This window comes from Streptomyces sp. NPDC006879 (assembly GCF_042869595.1).
Lineage (GTDB): Bacteria > Actinomycetota > Actinomycetes > Streptomycetales > Streptomycetaceae > Streptomyces.
This window is the reverse complement of the sequence record NZ_JBIAGC010000058.1, coordinates 1-14615: the sequence shown is the minus strand read 5'-3', so window position 1 is coordinate 14615 and position 14615 is coordinate 1. Positions and strand designations below refer to the sequence as shown.

17 protein-coding genes are annotated in these 14615 nt (G+C 70.7%); 12 read left to right on the top strand and 5 right to left on the bottom strand.

Features of this window, described 5'->3' with window-relative positions; genetic code table 11:
* The first annotated feature begins 100 nt into the window (after positions 1-100).
* Positions 101-430 carry a ferredoxin gene (fdxA, locus tag ACFYMC_RS27380; RefSeq protein WP_388530046.1) on the top strand — a complete coding sequence of 110 codons (330 nt, stop codon included), beginning with the start codon at positions 101-103 and terminating at the stop codon, positions 428-430.
* 102 nt (positions 431-532) lie between these two features.
* A complete protein-coding gene (gene dapC / locus ACFYMC_RS27375) occupies positions 533-1627 on the top strand; it encodes a succinyldiaminopimelate transaminase (RefSeq protein ID WP_388530043.1) in 1095 nt (364 codons plus the stop codon).
* A 112-nt stretch (positions 1628-1739) separates the two neighbouring features.
* Here dapC and ACFYMC_RS27370 read toward each other — a convergent pair whose 3' ends face one another.
* Together ACFYMC_RS27370 and ACFYMC_RS27365 are read right to left on the bottom strand one after the other, a co-directional pair.
* Positions 1740-2219, bottom strand: coding sequence for an ATP-binding protein (locus ACFYMC_RS27370; protein ID WP_388530040.1), 480 nt, complete (start codon positions 2217-2219; stop codon positions 1740-1742).
* Between the two features lie 323 nt (positions 2220-2542).
* Positions 2543-3493 (bottom strand): hypothetical protein, encoded by a 951-nt coding sequence (locus tag ACFYMC_RS27365; protein WP_388530037.1) that lies wholly within the window; start codon positions 3491-3493, stop codon positions 2543-2545.
* Between the two features lie 78 nt (positions 3494-3571).
* Here ACFYMC_RS27365 and dapE point away from each other — a divergent pair, with 78 nt between their 5' ends.
* Together dapE and ACFYMC_RS27355 are read left to right on the top strand one after the other, a co-directional pair.
* Positions 3572-4699, top strand: a complete 1128-nt coding sequence (dapE, locus tag ACFYMC_RS27360; protein WP_388530034.1) for a succinyl-diaminopimelate desuccinylase — start codon at positions 3572-3574, stop codon at positions 4697-4699.
* A gap of 65 nt (positions 4700-4764) precedes the next feature.
* On the top strand, positions 4765-5517 hold the full coding sequence (locus tag ACFYMC_RS27355) for a TIGR00730 family Rossman fold protein (RefSeq protein WP_388530031.1): 753 nt from the start codon (positions 4765-4767) through the stop codon (positions 5515-5517).
* Between the two features lie 63 nt (positions 5518-5580).
* Here the strand turns inward: ACFYMC_RS27355 and folP are convergent, their stop codons facing one another.
* Positions 5581-6441, bottom strand: a complete 861-nt coding sequence (gene folP / locus ACFYMC_RS27350; protein WP_388530027.1) for a dihydropteroate synthase — start codon at positions 6439-6441, stop codon at positions 5581-5583.
* A gap of 90 nt (positions 6442-6531) precedes the next feature.
* On the opposite strand from folP, the gene ACFYMC_RS27345 reads away from it, so the two are divergent.
* Both ACFYMC_RS27345 and ACFYMC_RS27340 read left to right on the top strand, forming a co-directional pair.
* Positions 6532-6909 carry a hypothetical protein gene (locus tag ACFYMC_RS27345; protein ID WP_388530024.1) on the top strand — a complete coding sequence of 126 codons (378 nt, stop codon included), beginning with the start codon at positions 6532-6534 and terminating at the stop codon, positions 6907-6909.
* Positions 6906-7508 carry a DNA-3-methyladenine glycosylase I gene (locus ACFYMC_RS27340; RefSeq protein ID WP_388530021.1) on the top strand — a complete coding sequence of 201 codons (603 nt, stop codon included), beginning with the start codon at positions 6906-6908 and terminating at the stop codon, positions 7506-7508. The genes ACFYMC_RS27345 and ACFYMC_RS27340 overlap by 4 nt, the downstream gene beginning before the upstream one ends.
* Before the next feature lie 33 nt (positions 7509-7541).
* Here ACFYMC_RS27340 and ACFYMC_RS27335 read toward each other — a convergent pair whose 3' ends face one another.
* Positions 7542-8342 (bottom strand): enoyl-CoA hydratase/isomerase family protein, encoded by an 801-nt coding sequence (locus tag ACFYMC_RS27335; RefSeq protein WP_388530018.1) that lies wholly within the window; start codon positions 8340-8342, stop codon positions 7542-7544.
* Between the two features lie 337 nt (positions 8343-8679).
* Here ACFYMC_RS27335 and ACFYMC_RS27330 point away from each other — a divergent pair, with 337 nt between their 5' ends.
* Positions 8680-8847, top strand: a complete 168-nt coding sequence (locus ACFYMC_RS27330) for a DUF3117 domain-containing protein (RefSeq protein ID WP_003966491.1) — start codon at positions 8680-8682, stop codon at positions 8845-8847.
* 78 nt (positions 8848-8925) lie between these two features.
* On the opposite strand, the gene ACFYMC_RS27325 is transcribed toward ACFYMC_RS27330, so the two are convergent.
* Positions 8926-9588 (bottom strand): O-methyltransferase, encoded by a 663-nt coding sequence (locus ACFYMC_RS27325; RefSeq protein WP_388530015.1) that lies wholly within the window; start codon positions 9586-9588, stop codon positions 8926-8928.
* 142 nt (positions 9589-9730) lie between these two features.
* On the opposite strand from ACFYMC_RS27325, the gene sigE reads away from it, so the two are divergent.
* From sigE to ACFYMC_RS27300, 5 genes are all read left to right on the top strand, one after another.
* On the top strand, positions 9731-10516 hold the full coding sequence (gene sigE / locus ACFYMC_RS27320) for an RNA polymerase sigma factor SigE (RefSeq protein WP_388530012.1): 786 nt from the start codon (positions 9731-9733) through the stop codon (positions 10514-10516).
* On the top strand, positions 10513-11301 hold the full coding sequence (locus tag ACFYMC_RS27315) for an anti-sigma factor family protein (RefSeq protein WP_388530009.1): 789 nt from the start codon (positions 10513-10515) through the stop codon (positions 11299-11301). Before sigE ends, ACFYMC_RS27315 begins: the two co-directional genes overlap by 4 nt.
* Before the next feature lie 153 nt (positions 11302-11454).
* Positions 11455-12981 carry a S1C family serine protease gene (locus tag ACFYMC_RS27310; protein ID WP_388530006.1) on the top strand — a complete coding sequence of 509 codons (1527 nt, stop codon included), beginning with the start codon at positions 11455-11457 and terminating at the stop codon, positions 12979-12981.
* A 102-nt stretch (positions 12982-13083) separates the two neighbouring features.
* Positions 13084-13509: a sec-independent translocase gene (locus ACFYMC_RS27305; RefSeq protein ID WP_388530003.1), complete on the top strand. Its 426-nt coding sequence runs from the start codon at positions 13084-13086 to the stop codon at positions 13507-13509.
* 114 nt (positions 13510-13623) lie between these two features.
* The gene (locus ACFYMC_RS27300) at positions 13624-14382 is read left to right on the top strand and encodes a hypothetical protein (protein WP_388530000.1); all 759 of its coding nucleotides are present in this window, start codon (positions 13624-13626) and stop codon (positions 14380-14382) included.
* Positions 14383-14615: the final 233 nt, after the last annotated feature.

Sequence of the window (14615 nt, the reverse complement as noted above, 5' to 3'; positions counted from 1 at the left end):
GGAGATACTAGGGGCGGGCATCGACGACGCCGCGCTCCCGCGCGCCACCCGGCGAAGCCGATAATTCGGACGCCGCGCCCTACCAAGGAGGAACGACAGCGTGACCTACGTCATCGCGGAGCCTTGTGTCGACGTGAAGGACAAGGCCTGCATCGAGGAGTGCCCCGTCGACTGCATCTACGAGGGCCAGCGGTCCTTGTACATCCACCCGGACGAATGCGTCGACTGCGGGGCCTGTGAGCCGGTCTGCCCGGTCGAGGCGATCTTCTACGAGGATGACACTCCGGAGGAGTGGAAGGACTACTACAAGGCGAACGTCGAGTTCTTCGACGAGCTCGGTTCGCCCGGTGGCGCCTCCAAGCTGGGCCTCATCGAGCGGGACCACCCCTTCGTGGCCGCTCTGCCGCCCAATATGAACGCGGATCACTGATCCACCACCTCGGTCCTGTACGGCTCGCCGGCCGTACAGGACCTTTGTGCTTTGCCCGGGGGCCCGCCGCGGCCCTGTCCGAGAGAAAGTGAGCACCGCCCCGTGGCCGCAGTCTCCGACCGCCTGCCCGTCTTCCCGTGGGACAAGCTGGAGCCGTACAAGGCGACCGCTGCCGCCCACCCGGACGGGCTCGTTGACCTCTCCGTCGGTACGCCCGTGGACCCCGTCCCGGGCTTGGTGCAGCGGGCGCTCGTCACGGCGGCGGACTCTCCCGGCTATCCGACGGTGTGGGGCACGCCGCAGCTGCGGGACGCCATCACCGGTTGGGCCGCCCGTAGGCTCGGGGCGCGGGGGTTGACGCACCAGCAGGTACTGCCGGTGGTCGGTTCCAAGGAGCTCGTGGCCTGGCTGCCGACGCAGCTGGGGCTGGGAGCGGGAGACCGTGTGGCCTACCCCCGGCTGGCCTACCCGACGTACGAGGTGGGGGCGCGTCTGTGCGGCGCCGAGCCGGTGGTCTACGACGACCCGACCGAGCTCGACCCGGCGGGGCTGAAGCTGCTGTGGCTCAACTCGCCGTCCAACCCGACGGGCGCGGTCCTGGCCAAGGACGAGTTGGTGCGCATCGTCGCCTGGGCCCGCGAGCACGGAGTCCTTCTCTTCAGCGACGAGTGCTACCTGGAGCTCGGTTGGGAGGCCGAACCGGTGTCCGTGCTGCACCCGGAGGTGTGCGGCGGCTCCTACGAGGGGCTGGTCGCCGTGCACTCGCTGTCCAAGCGCTCCAACCTGGCGGGCTACCGGGCGGCCTTCCTCGCCGGCGACGAGGCCGTCCTCGGTGAGTTGCTGTTGATCCGCAAGCACGGCGGCATGATGACCCCCGCCCCGGTGCAGGCCGCCGCGGCGGCGGCGCTGCGGGACGACGAGCACGTGGCCGAACAGCGCGCCCGTTACGCGGCGCGTCGCTCCGCACTGCGCTCCGCACTGGAGGCGCACGGTCTTCGGATCGAGCACAGCGAGGCCAGCCTGTACCTGTGGGCGACCCGTGATGAGCCGTGCTGGGAAACCGTTGCCCACCTCGCGGAGCTCGGCATCCTGGTGGCGCCGGGGGACTTCTACGGCGCGGCGGGCGGCGGCTTCGTGCGGGTGGCGTTCACTGCGACCGATGAGCGTGTGGCGGCGGCCGTGAAGCGGCTGGGCTGACGCTTTCCGCGCTGCCCGGCAGGGTGAAAGGCAAGGGGACGGGGCCCGGAGGTGCACTACGTGCACAAGCTCCGGGCCCCGTCTCCGTCCGGTGGAACCGGTTTGTCGCGGGTCAGCCGCCCAGCGGCAGTCCGCCGGGCAGTCCGCCGCCCAGCGCCCCGGCCGCTTCGGAGAGCGGCAGCCCACCGAGGCTGCCCGCGAGGTCCTGGGTGGGCAGCTTGGAGTCGGTGGTCCTGCCGGTGGACTCGGCGGTTTCACCGGCCAGCTGCGCCGTGTTGCCGGCGGCCTCGCCCGCGGTGTCGCGGACGACCGGGGCGGCCTCCTTCACCATGGAGCCGCTCATCTCACCGGCGTGCGGCAGTCCTTCCTGGACGGCAGTGCCGGCTCCTTCTCCGGCGACCTGCGCGGTCGTGCGGGTGGCTGCGTCGGTTGCCTGGCCGAGCCCTGCGTTGTCCAGGGCGGACAGCGGGGCCAGCGCGGCGGAGTCCAGGCCTGCGGCGCTCGCGGAACCTGCCGCTCCGACCACGGGGGCCGCGCCTGCGGCGATCAGCAGCGCGGCGCGGGCGATCCGACGGGTCAGGGGGAGGGACATGGTGCTCCTTTGACGGGGGGCTTCGAGCTGGAAGGGCTGCTCAGTACGCCGTGACAACCGTCGACGGGGCGGGGGAGGTTGCGGTTCAGCTGAGTAAAGAGTTCCCCATGCATCGCATTATCAGCTTCGCTGAAAAGCGGAAATCGGCCACGGGGGAGTAAGGCACAGGACCGTTTCGTCAAGAACGTGCCCGTGAGGTAGCCGCCGAGGAACGGGGTTCGCCTTCCGCTACGGGGAGCCGTCGCGGGCCCCGGCGCCCGCAGCGCTGGCCCGCATCTGCGGGGGGTGGGTACGAGGAGATCTCCTTGAAGCAGCAGGCGCGTTCAGTCGCCCGCCGCCACAGTGATCCGGACCCGGTCGCCGGCCGGCGGACCGGCCGGTGCACCGGTCTTCCACCTGCCCTGGTTCTTGCCCGCCTGCCAGACTCGACCACCGAAGGACACGCGTTCCACGTGCAGCACCGAGGCGCGCGCCACCGCCCAGTGCGCCACCGCCCAACCGCGCTCTTCGAAGGTGTGCCCACCCCGCTCCGCACTCGCCCCCGGTACCACCGTGATCTCCCACCCGGCGGCGCGCGCCGACTCGCCGGCCGACCCTCCGGTCGCCGCCACGGCCTCCTTGCCGAAAGCCCGCACCAACTCCGTACGGACCTTCGCCGGGTCGCCCGCCGTCACCCCACGGGGTCCCGAACAGCTCAGCGACCCCGGGCTGCGCCCGGTCAGTGCCGCGGACAGCAGCCTCGCATCGGGCTCGTGCTTGGCGTATGCCTGCGGGAAACCGCTGCGCTGGACCCGCTGCGCCGCAACGGTCAGCGGGAGGCGGGAGTAGCCGGGCACCTCGGCGAGCCGGTCGTAGAAGATCCCCGCCGCGTATGTGGGGTCCATGATCTGCTCCGGCTTGCCCCAACCCTGCGAGGGCCGTTGCTGGAACAGACCCAGCGAGTCCCGGTCACCGTGCCGGATGTTGCGCAGGGCTGACTCCTGGAGTGCGGTGGCCAGAGCGATGGTCACCGCCCGCTCGGGCATCCGCTTGGCCGTGCCGACCACGGCGATCGTCGCGGCGTTCGCGGCCTGCTCCGGGGTGAAGGAGTAGCTGGGCGCGTCCGGCCCGCCCCCGTCCGCCGCGACCACGGTGCACCGTGGCGCGCCGCCGCTGTTCGAGTCGTACTGGACCGCGAAGTACCCCACGAGCGCCAGCAGTACGACGCAAGCCGCGACATAGCGGACGCGGCGGCTGAGGCGGGGTCGCACAACGGGTTCGGACACGCGGCCCACCGTACTGGAGTCCGGTTACCGGTCCACCGGCCGGACGTCCACCGACTGCGCCCGCAGCCGCGCGCTAGGGTCGAAGCCATGGCCGACTCCGCATCCGATGCATCTGGCGCGTCCGGCGCCCTCCCCACCTCCGTCACAGGGCTGGACCTCGGGCTCGACGCCGCCCAGTTGACCGCCAGGCTCGTCGATCTCCCCTCCGTCAGCGGTGAGGAGAAACCCCTCGCCGACGCGGTGGAGACGGCCCTGCGCGCCCTGCCCCACCTGACGGTCGACCGGTACGGCAACAACGTCGTGGCCCGCACGAACCTCGGCCGTGCCGAGCGGGTCGTGCTGGCCGGGCACCTCGACACCGTTCCCATCGCCGACAACCTGCCCTCCCGGCTCGACGAACGGGGCGTGCTGTGGGGTTGCGGCACCAGCGACATGAAGGCCGGGGTCGCGGTCCAACTGCGCATCGCCGCCACAGTCCCCGCGCCCAACCGAGACCTGACCTTCGTCTTCTACGACAACGAGGAGGTCGCAGCCCACCTCAACGGCCTCGGACACGTGGCCGAAGCCCACCCCGACTGGCTCGCCGGGGACTTCGCGGTCCTGTTGGAACCCTCCAACGGGCAGGTCGAGGGCGGTTGCCAGGGAACGCTTCGGGTGCTGCTGCGCACCACCGGCGAACGCGCCCACTCCGGCCGCAGTTGGATGGGTTCCAACGCCATCCACGCCGCCGCGCCGATCCTGGCCCGTCTCGCCGCCTACGAACCGCGCAAGCCGGTGATCGACGGGCTGGAGTACCACGAGGGACTCAACGCCGTCCGCATCGAAGGAGGGGTCGCCAACAACGTGATCCCCGACGCCTGCACGGTCACGGTGAACTTCCGCTACGCCCCCGACCGCTCCGAGGCCGAGGCCGTCGCACACGTCCGCGAGGTCTTCGCGGACTGCCAGGTCACGGAATTCATCGTGGACGACCATTCCGGCGGCGCCCTGCCCGGGCTGTCCCATCCGGCCGCAGCAGCCTTCATGGCGGCCGTAGGCGGCAGCGCCATGCCCAAGTTCGGCTGGACCGACGTGGCACGGTTCAGCGCACTGGGCGTGCCGGCCGTGAACTACGGACCGGGCGACGCGCTCCTCGCCCACAAGCGCGACGAGCGGGTGGACACCCAGGTGATCGGGCACTGCGAGGAACGACTCCGCGCCTGGCTGACCTCCTGAATTCCGCTCTTCGTCACCGGGGTGTGCCTACTCTGAAGCGAACGATCAGCAGGAGGGAGCACATCATGGGCAACTCCGAGGGTGGCCGGGGCGAACCGGAGGAAAGGCAGCTCGGGCCGGTGCTGCGCAGGCGGGCCCAGGTCCAGAGCAGTACCACCGACCAGCGGCTGCTCGACTCGCAGGGCCCGTCGGAGTGGGTGCACACCGACCCCTGGCGCGTGTTGCGCATCCAGTCCGAGTTCATCGAGGGCTTCGGGACCCTGGCCGAACTCCCTCCGGCGATCAGCGTCTTCGGGTCAGCCCGGACCGCGTCGGACTCGCCGGACTACGAGGCGGGGGTACGCATCGGCCGGGCGTTGGTCGAGGCCGGTTTCGCGGTGATCACCGGAGGCGGCCCGGGAGCGATGGAGGCAGCCAACAAGGGGGCCCGCGAGGCCGGCGGGGTCTCCGTCGGCCTCGGGATCGAGCTGCCCTTCGAGCAGGGTCTCAACCCGCACGTCGACCTCGGTTTGAACTTCCGGTACTTCTTCGTCCGCAAGACGATGTTCGTGAAGTACGCCCAGGGGTTCGTCGTCCTGCCCGGCGGACTTGGCACCCTGGACGAACTCTTCGAAGCGCTCACGCTCGTCCAGACCCGCAAGGTCACCCGGTTCCCGATCGTGCTGTTCGGATCGGCCTACTGGAACGGGCTCGTCGACTGGCTGCGCGACACGGTGGTCGCCCAGGGCAAGGCGTCCGCCCACGACCTGATGCTCTTCCACGTCACGGACGACGTGGAAGAGGCGATCACCCTGGTGACGAAGGAGGTCGGCCACTGAGGTAGGCCGGTCCTCCTCGTTGGGGTCGCGGGCGGCCTGACCGCCCCCTCCAGTGCCAGGCCCTCAGGCCAGACCCCGGCGGGCCACCGCCGGGGCACGGTGGCCCTGGAGGGAAGCCACCATTTCCAGGACCTGCCGGGTCTCGGCGACTTCGTGCACACGGTAGACCTGCGCACCGAGCCAGGCCGAGACGGCGGTGGTCGCGAGGGTGCCCAACAGGCGCTCCTTGACCGGCTTGTCCAGCGTCTCTCCCACGAAGTCCTTGTTGGACAGGGAAACCAGGACCGGCCAACCGGTCTCCGTCATCTCCCCGAGCCTTCGAGTGGCCTCCAGGGAGTGGCGGGTGTTCTTGCCGAAGTCGTGCCCGGGGTCGATCAGGATGGCCTCACGCGGAACGCCGAGGGCCAGCGCCCGCTCGGCGAGACCGACCGTCACGCGCAGGATGTCCGCCATCACGTCCGGGTAGGTGATGCGGTGCGGGCGGGTGCGCGGCTCGGCGCCGCCCGCGTGGGTGCAGACCAGACCGACGCCGTAGCGGGCCGCGACCTCGGCGAGCTTCGGGTCCACGCCGCCCCAGGCGTCGTTGAGGAGGTCGGCGCCCGCTTCACAGACCGCCTCGCCCACCTCGTGCCGCCAGGTGTCCACGCTGATCACGACATCGGGATGACGGCGACGCACCTCGGCCACGAAGCCGACGGTCCTACGCACTTCCTCGGCCGCGTCGACCTGTTCACCCGGACCGGCCTTCACCCCGCCGATGTCGATGATCGCCGCACCCTCGGCGACGGCTTGCTCGACGCGGGCGAGTGCGGGCCCGTCGCCGAAGGTGGAGCCCTGGTCGTAGAAGGAGTCCGGAGTCCGGTTCACGATAGCCATGATCACCGGCTCGTGCGGGCCGAACTCGCGCCTGCCCAGTCGCAGCATTCCCGTTATTCCTCCCTCGAAGGCTCGCCTGCGACCTTAACTGTCACAGCCGCATGGCACGATCGGGGGCGAAGACTCTGCCCAGGGGAGATGCTCGTGTTCTGGTTCATGCTGATCGCGCTGGTCGTGGTCGTCACCGCGGTCACCCTGGCCGTGGTGGGCGGCGGCGAGGCGGCGGTGTTGCCGGAGGCGGACCCCGAGCGGGTCGCCGACGCGCTACCGGACACCAGGCCGGTGCAGCGCGCCGACCTGGACGCGCTGCGACTGCCCGTCGCGCCTCGCGGCTACCGGATGGTCGAGGTGGACGACATCCTCTTCCGTCTCGGTGCCGAGCTCGCCGAGCGGGACGCCCGGATCGCGGAGTTGGAGACCGCACTCGCGGGCGCCCAGGCGTCGGCGGTGGCCGGCCCCGACCTGTTCAAGAGGCCCGCCCAGGGCGAGGAGTCCCAAGGGCAGGCAGACCGGTGAGCGGCGCTCCCGCCCTGGCCGGCGCGGACGGCCGGCTGCGCTGCCCGTGGGCACTATCCACCGAGGACTACGTCGCCTACCACGACCAGGAGTGGGGGCGGCCGGTGCACGGGGACGACGCCCTCTTCGAGCGGCTGTGCCTGGAGGCCTTCCAGTCCGGTCTGAGCTGGCTGACGATCCTGCGTCGACGGGCCGGGTTCCGTGCCGCCTTCGCCGACTTCGAGATCGCCTCGGTCGCGGCGTTCACGCCACGGGACGCGGAGCGTCTGCTCGGCGACACGGGCATCATCCGCAACCGTCTGAAGATCGAGGCGACACTGGCCAACGCACGGACGCTGGCCGAGTGGGCGCCGGGGGAACTGGACCAGCTCATCTGGTCCCACGCCCCCGACCCCGCGTCCCGTTCCAGCGCGCCGACCACCACGGCCGAGGTCCCCGCGGTCACCCCCGAGTCCACCGCCCTGGCCAAAGCCCTCAAGAAGCGGGGCATCCGTTTCGTCGGGCCGACCACGGCCTATGCGCTGATGCAGGCCTGTGGCCTGGTCGACGACCACCTCGCGGACTGCGCGTACCGAAGGAGCACACAGACCCTGGCCTGACCGCGACCTCGGAACCGGGGGCGCGTCGGGTGCTCAGCGACCCAGGTACTTCGGCTTCTCCTTGGCCAGGAACGCAGCGACGGCGATGGAGTGGTCCTCGGAGGCTCCGGCACGGGTCTGGAGCTCGTCCTCCCGCTCCAGGGACTCCGCCAGCGAATGGCTGGTCCCGAAGGCCAGGGACTGCTTGATCGCCGAATAGGCGGCCGTGGGCCCCTCTGCCAGTGTGCGGCCCAGTGCGGCGGCCTCCTCGGCGAGCCGGTCGGTGGCCACGACCCGGTTGGCGATGCCGAGTTCCAAGGCTTCGGCCGCCGGCACCGAACGGGGGAAGAGCAGCAGGTCACTGGCTCGACTCTGGCCGATCAGGCGCGGGAGGGTCCAGGACACCCCGGAGTCGGCGGTCAGCGCGACCCCGGCGAAGGAGGTGTTGAAGGCCGCTGAATCGGCGACCAGGCGGTAGTCGGCTGCCAGGGCGAAGCCGAATCCGGCGCCGGCCGCGACGCCGTTGACGGCGGCGACGACGGGCTTGGGCATCTGCGTGATGGCGCGGACGATCGGGTTGTAGTGCTCGCGCACGGTGGTCATGGTGTGGTCCGAGCCGTGCTCGCGGTCCGCCGCCAGGAGCGCGACATGTTCCTTGAGGTCTTGGCCCACGCAGAAGGCGCGCCCGGTGGCAGTCAGCACGACCGCCCGTACGGCCGGGTCGTCGCCGGCGGTGCGCAGGGCGTCCCGCAGGGCGACCTTCGCCTCGATGTTCATTGCGTTCATCGCCTCGGGGCGATTGATCGTGATCGTCGCGAGTCCGTCGGTCACTTCGTGGAGCACGGTGTCGGCCATGGCAGGTCCCCTCCGTCGTGGCTCGGCCAGGTGTTGTACCGGCCAGTACAGGGCCAGCATGGCGGAGATCACGGGAGCCGGGCGTGTGACTTGCGTCAAAGAAATCGGCAAGCGTCAGGGGGGTGCATCCGGTAGGTGGGGGCGAAGTATCGCAGGCAGGTCCCCGAAATGAGTGGTTTTGGCCAAGCGCGTTGCGTAAGCGATCCCGACTGATGTTGGTCATCGGGTCCTGACATGCGGGATAATGGCTGGGAAGCAATGTGTTCGATGCCGGGTACTAGGCGCCTGAATGGGGCCGTCGGCTGACGATGAGCTGGTTTCAGGAAGGGGAACGAGCATGGCGGCCATGAAGCCGCGAACGGGCGACGGCCCGCTCGAGGTCACCAAGGAGGGGCGGGGCATCGTCATGCGCGTACCGCTCGAAGGCGGCGGTCGGCTTGTCGTCGAGCTGACCCCGGACGAGGCCGACGCTCTCGGTGACGCCCTGAAGAAGGTCGTCGGCTGACCGCGCGGCACTACTGATCGTTCTTCGAAGCCCCGACCGCCCGGCGGCCGGGGCTTCGTCGTGCCCACCGGCACGGGATCACCGGCGCACCGCACACAGCAGGCCGTCGCCCACCGGCAGCAGGGCCGATTCCAGCGCCGGGCTCTCGCGCACCGTGCGCAACAGCTCCCGGACCCGGAGCACTTCGAAGGGCTGGGCCGCGGAGTCGACGGTGCGACCGTCGGAGAAGACCCCCTCGAAGCACACCAGCCCTCCGGGTCGCAGCAGACGCAACGATTCAGCGAGGTAGTCCAGGGACTCCGTCGGATCGCCGTCGCAGAACACCAGGTCGTAGCCGCCGTCGGCGAGCCGAGGCAGAACCTCCAGGGCCCTCCCGGGAATGAACCGCGCCCGGTTGCCCGCGAAGCCGGCCGCTCGGAAGGATTGGCGGGCGAGGGCTTGACGGTCGGGTTCGGGGTCCACAGTGGTCAGCACACCGTCGGGCCGCATGCCGTGGAGCAGGTGGATGCCGGAGACGCCGGTTCCGGTCCCGATCTCCGCCACCGCCTTGGCGTCCGCCGTCGCCGCGAGCAGGCGCAGCGCGGCACCCGTGCCGGGGGACACCGAACTCACGCCTGCCTCGCGGGCCCGGTCCCTGGCCCAGCGAAGAGCGTCGTCCTCGGCGACAAAAGCGTCGGCGAACGCCCAGCTCGTCTGCCGGTTGGCGGTAATGACCCTCTCCTGTCCCCTTAGTTGGCGCAACGGTGACTGTAGCTGTTGGGTGCGGGAACCCGCAGATGGGACCGGTCGTTAAGCGGGGCAGAGGGGGTGGCCGGACCAGCGGCCGGACCACTCGTAAAGAACGGGCAAAAACGCTTATCCCGCGCTAACGGAGGGGGTGGCTATGGTAGGGGCTCCACTGGACACCACCAGAGCCGATAGGGGAGGTGCGGCTGCGCCTGTGGATCGTGGCGGCGTCTGGAAGCGTCTCCTCAGGTCGGCAGGTGAGCCGAAAACCGTGACCGACACCGCTGGCCGTTTCCGTACCCGCACCGCCGACTCCGCACCCACCGCGACCTTCGCCGCCGATGCGGGCTCGCCGGCGTGGACTCCTCCCAGTTGGGAGGAGATCGTCAGCACGCACAGCGCCCGTGTCTACCGTCTCGCCTACCGACTCACCGGCAACCAGCACGATGCCGAGGACCTCACCCAAGAGGTGTTCGTCCGGGTCTTCCGCTCGTTGTCGACCTACACCCCCGGCACCTTCGAGGGCTGGTTGCACCGCATCACGACCAATCTCTTCCTCGACATGGTCCGCCGCAAGCAGCGCATCCGTTTCGACGCGCTCGGTGACGACGCCGCGGAACGGCTGGCCAGCCGGGAGCCCTCTCCGCAGCAGGTGCTGCACGACACCCACTTCGACGCTGACGTCCAGCAGGCCCTGGACACCCTCGCACCCGAGTTCCGTGCCGCCGTCGTGCTGTGTGACATCGAGGGACTGTCCTACGAGGAGATCGCTGCCACCCTCGGCGTGAAGCTCGGCACCGTCCGAAGCCGCATCCACCGTGGCCGTTCGCACCTACGCAAGGCGCTTAAGCACCGTTCCCCCCAGGCGCGGGCGGAACAGCGATCCCTCGCGGGAGCTGCCGTGGGCAGCCCCGGTACAGGGGGAGAGGGCGGAGCCGCGTGAGTGGATCCCAGCCGACTCCGGCTGAGCAGCACCTGGGAGACCGGCTCGCTGCCCTGGTCGACGGGGAGTTGAACCACGATGTGCGCGAGCGTGTTCTTGCACACCTCGCCACCTGCGTGAAGTGCAAGGCCGAGGCCGATGCGCAGCGCCGGGTCAAGAGCCTGTTCGTCGAATCAGCACCACCGCCCCCTTCCGAGGGGTTGTTGGCCCGGCTCCAAGGCCTTCCTGGCGGCATGCCCTCGGGAGGTGACGGGCCCGGTTTCGGCAGCGCTGTCTTCGGCACGAGTCCGGCGCCCTTCGGCTACGTCAGTGAGGACGTGCTCACCCCGCCCACCGAGAGCGGATTTCGGATACACGAGGTCCCCGACCCGCAGCGCGCTTCGTCCCGGGGACGGCGCTTCGCCTTCGTAGCCGCTGGTGCGGTCTCGCTCGCCGCGATCGCGCTGGGCGGCGCACTCCCGCTGGAAGCGGCCGTGGAGTCCGGCACCCGGCCGGAGGGCGGTTCTCCGACGGTGAGTTCGAACCTCCCGGTCACCCTGGCCGGTCTGTACGCGCGGACCAGCGGTGGTGGCGCCCTTGAGGTCCCGGAGAGCCCACCGGCGGCACCCTCGGCGACGGGGCACGTGCTTCCCGGGGCCCTGGCGGCACTGGTGCGTCCGGGCCCCTTCCCGACCGTGGGGCAGCCGCTGCCGGCCCCGGCTCCGTTTCCACCCGATCTGAGCGAGGAACCCTCATCGGGAACTCCCCCAGCGTCCACCAGGCATCGCGTCTCCCTGCTGCGCTGACGCCGAAGTTCGGCCCGCGGGCGGCTCATCGGGTGAGGTGGGTAGGCGGTCCCCCAGAGCCCGCCAGGGATTATCCGGCAGCTCTTAGGGTCGCTCCGCCAAACCTGATTGAATCCTGCCCGTACGGATTCTGACGGAGCGGCGGGGAACAGAATGAACGAGGCCGAGCGCACCAACCCCAGGCCGCGCTGGTGGAGCGTTCCGCCCGCGCGTGACCTGGGCCCGTCAGGAGCCGCGCGGGTAGCCGCGGTCCCGGCGCAGGGCGAGCCACCGCCACCTGCGGCGCCCGAGGTGTCGGCCCTCACCGAGTTCGCTGGCCCGACCGAGAAGCCGACCTCCCAGCATGATCGGGACCAGGGCCTCTGGGCGGCCCCCGTGACGGGGGCCGCCCGCTCCCGTGGCGGGGAAGGGGCAAGCGGGGCGGGTGAGCACGACCCCTGGGCCGCCCCACCGCCCCAGTTGCAACTACCCGACTCGGTCCAGTGGTCCGGGGCCGTGCCCGGGGGGTCGCGCTACGACCCTTGGGCGGCGCCCTGGCAGATGGGTGATGCCGCTCCGCAACCGCCGGCGCGCCGGCGCGGTGGCCTTCTGGTCGGCGGGGTGCTGCTGGCGCTCGTGGCCAGTGCTCTCGGAGGAGCGGTCGGGGCGTATGCCGAGCGCACCGGTGCTTTCGCCGGCACCGTGGAACTGTCCCAGCCCGAAGTGGAGCGTCAGACCAGGGAACCGGGCAGTGTCGCCGGCATCGCTGCCAGTGCGCTGCCGGGTGTGGTCACCCTCCACGTCCGGGGCGGTGGTGCCTCCGGGACCGGCACCGGATTCGTGCTGGACCACCAAGGCCACATCCTCACCAACAACCACGTCGTCTCGCCCGCGTCCTCCGCTTCGGGGCGGATATCAGTCACCTTCAGCGGTGGTGAGGTCGCCGCGGCCGAGATCGTCGGCCGGGACAGTGGGTACGACCTGGCGGTGGTCCGAGTCCGCGGGGTGAAGGGGCTGAGGCCGCTGCCGTTGGGGAATTCGGACAATGTCCGGGTGGGTGATCCGGTCGTCGCCATCGGCGCCCCCTTCGACCTGTCCAACACCGTCACCGCGGGGATCATCAGCGCCAAGGAACGCCCGATCACGGCGGGCGGGGACAAGGGGGCGAGCGATGTCAGCTACGTCGACGCCCTGCAGACCGACGCTCCGATCAATCCTGGTAACTCCGGAGGGCCGCTGGTGGATTCCCTGGCCCGGGTGATCGGCATCAACAGCGCCATCCGCGCGGCGGACGAGGACCAGGGGCTGAAGGAAGGGCAGGGCGGCAGCATCGGCCTCGGTTTCGCGATTCCGATCAACCAGGGCAAGCGGGTGGCCGAGGAGCTGATCAACACTGGTCGGGCCACCCATCCCGTCATCGGCGTCACTCTGGACATGCAGTACGCCGGTGACGGCGCACGGGTGGCCGTGGAGGAACGGGAGGGCCGGCCGCCCGTCGACCCGGACGGTCCCGGCAGTCGCGCCGGCATCCGTCCGGGTGATGTCATCACCTCTGTCGACGGCCGCCGGGTGCACGGGGGTGAAGAGTTGATCATCAAGATCAGAGCCCACCGACCGGGCGACAGGCTCAAGCTCGGTCTGATCAGAGATGGTCGTTCCCGGACCGTTTCCGTGGTGTTGGGGTCAGCTACCGGATCGTGACCGTCTGGAGTGGCTCGTCGGAGCCGCGTACCGCCTCCACCCCCGGCCCGGGTACCGTGGAACGCGGCCCGGTCCGGCCCGAATGATCCAAGGAGCAGCAAGGTGTTCAACGACATAGGCGCACTGGAGCTGGTCACGCTCGTGGTTCTCGCCGTGCTCATCTTCGGTCCGGACAAGCTCCCCAAGGTCATCCAGGACGTCTCGGGCTTCATCCGCAAGATCCGACAGTTCTCCGACGGGGCCAAACAGGACATCCGTTCTGAACTGGGTCCGGAATTCAAGGACTTCGAATTCGAGGACCTCAATCCCAAGACGTTCATCCGCAAGCAGCTCACGGAGAACGAGGACCTCAAGGAGATCCGCTCCAGCTTCGACCTCCGCAAGGAGATCAACGAGGTGACCGACGCGGTCAACGGCCGAGAGCCACAGGCCCCGCCTGGCCCTGTCGCGCCCGCTTCCACCACCCCTGACCTCACCAAGAAGCCGGCGCACCAGGAGCGCGCGCCGTTCGACGCCGACGCCACCTGAAATCTGCTCTTTCCGGGCATGCCCGGATGAGCTGGCTATCCTCCATCTGTCCGGACCGAGGACGCCCGAGGGGGGCGGGCCGTCCGGACCCGAGGGAACGAGGAGGCCGGAGCGATGGAGACGACGAGCCGGGTAGGAACGCGTACCGCCCAGCAGACGACGCAGCCCGAGGTGGCGCAGCCCGAAGTGGTCCAGGCCGAGGCGGCTCGGCCCGATGGTGGCGGCACCGCCGTGAAAACAGCCCCCGGTGAGGGGGGCGCTTCCGTGGCCGCCACCCGGCTGCGGACCCTCGACGGCTACCGCAGAGCAGACTTTGCCTGGTACGGCCTGGACGAGGCATTCACCGGTCCCCGGTGGCTGCTGCGGGTGGCCACCGGAGCCGATGGCGCGGTCGAGCACGGCGCCATCGGGCACGGGGACGAGCCATGCGTCCGCAGCGGCGAGCAGCCGCAGGCGGAGAAGGAGCGGTTCGCGGTCGTCATCACGGTGGCCAGCTCGCCGCTGCGCCGCAGTGGAGACGGGACGGGAGTCCTGGAAGCGACCTCGGTCTCCTCGGCGGCCTGGCTGGCCGGATCCGGCCTCCTCGCGGCCACCTGGCCCGGCCAGATGGACCACGCGCTGCGGGAGCACTGGCTGGACCAGCAGACCGAAGCGGCCTGGCTGCTGGCCGACGAGCTCACCGGCCCCGAGTGGACCACCTTGACGCTGCCCGTCGACGAGGTCCCCACCCTCTTCCACTACCGCGAGTCCGAATTCGGTTGGGTGCTCGCGGGCACGGCGGAAAGCGGCGCCCACCTGGGAGCCTACGGTCGTGGGATGAGTGCGTACGGGCTGGCCTTCAGCGCGGTCGGTGACATCGCGGCCTACGCCTGATCGCCCGCGCTCGGTGTCACCGGGTCCGTCCCGGTGAGACCGAGCGCGAAGCGTGGTGGTCGAAATGGGGCGGCCGGCTCCTGCCCGGACTGCGGGCCGCGCAGTGCAGTGGGGGGGGGGGGGGGGGGGGGGGGGGGGGGGGGCCGCGCCGCCGCGGCGGCCCCCCCCCGGGCGGCGGGGGGGGGGGGCGGGGGGGCCGCGGCCCCAGCCCCGCCCGCGGCGCCCCCCCGGGG

Coding starts and splice junctions, on each gene's coding strand:
- ACFYMC_RS27370 (WP_388530040.1), bottom strand. CDS start 2,219: ATGTCCCTCCCCCTGACCCGTCGGATCGCCCGCGCCGCGCTGCTGATC.
- dapE (WP_388530034.1), top strand. CDS start 3,572: ATGGCCGACTCCGCATCCGATGCATCTGGCGCGTCCGGCGCCCTCCCC.
- ACFYMC_RS27355 (WP_388530031.1), top strand. CDS start 4,765: ATGGGCAACTCCGAGGGTGGCCGGGGCGAACCGGAGGAAAGGCAGCTC.
- folP (WP_388530027.1), bottom strand. CDS start 6,441: ATGCTGCGACTGGGCAGGCGCGAGTTCGGCCCGCACGAGCCGGTGATC.
- ACFYMC_RS27345 (WP_388530024.1), top strand. CDS start 6,532: ATGCTCGTGTTCTGGTTCATGCTGATCGCGCTGGTCGTGGTCGTCACC.
- ACFYMC_RS27335 (WP_388530018.1), bottom strand. CDS start 8,342: ATGGCCGACACCGTGCTCCACGAAGTGACCGACGGACTCGCGACGATC.
- ACFYMC_RS27330 (WP_003966491.1), top strand. CDS start 8,680: ATGGCGGCCATGAAGCCGCGAACGGGCGACGGCCCGCTCGAGGTCACC.
- sigE (WP_388530012.1), top strand. CDS start 9,731: ATGGTAGGGGCTCCACTGGACACCACCAGAGCCGATAGGGGAGGTGCG.
- ACFYMC_RS27310 (WP_388530006.1), top strand. CDS start 11,455: ATGAACGAGGCCGAGCGCACCAACCCCAGGCCGCGCTGGTGGAGCGTT.
- ACFYMC_RS27300 (WP_388530000.1), top strand. CDS start 13,624: ATGGAGACGACGAGCCGGGTAGGAACGCGTACCGCCCAGCAGACGACG.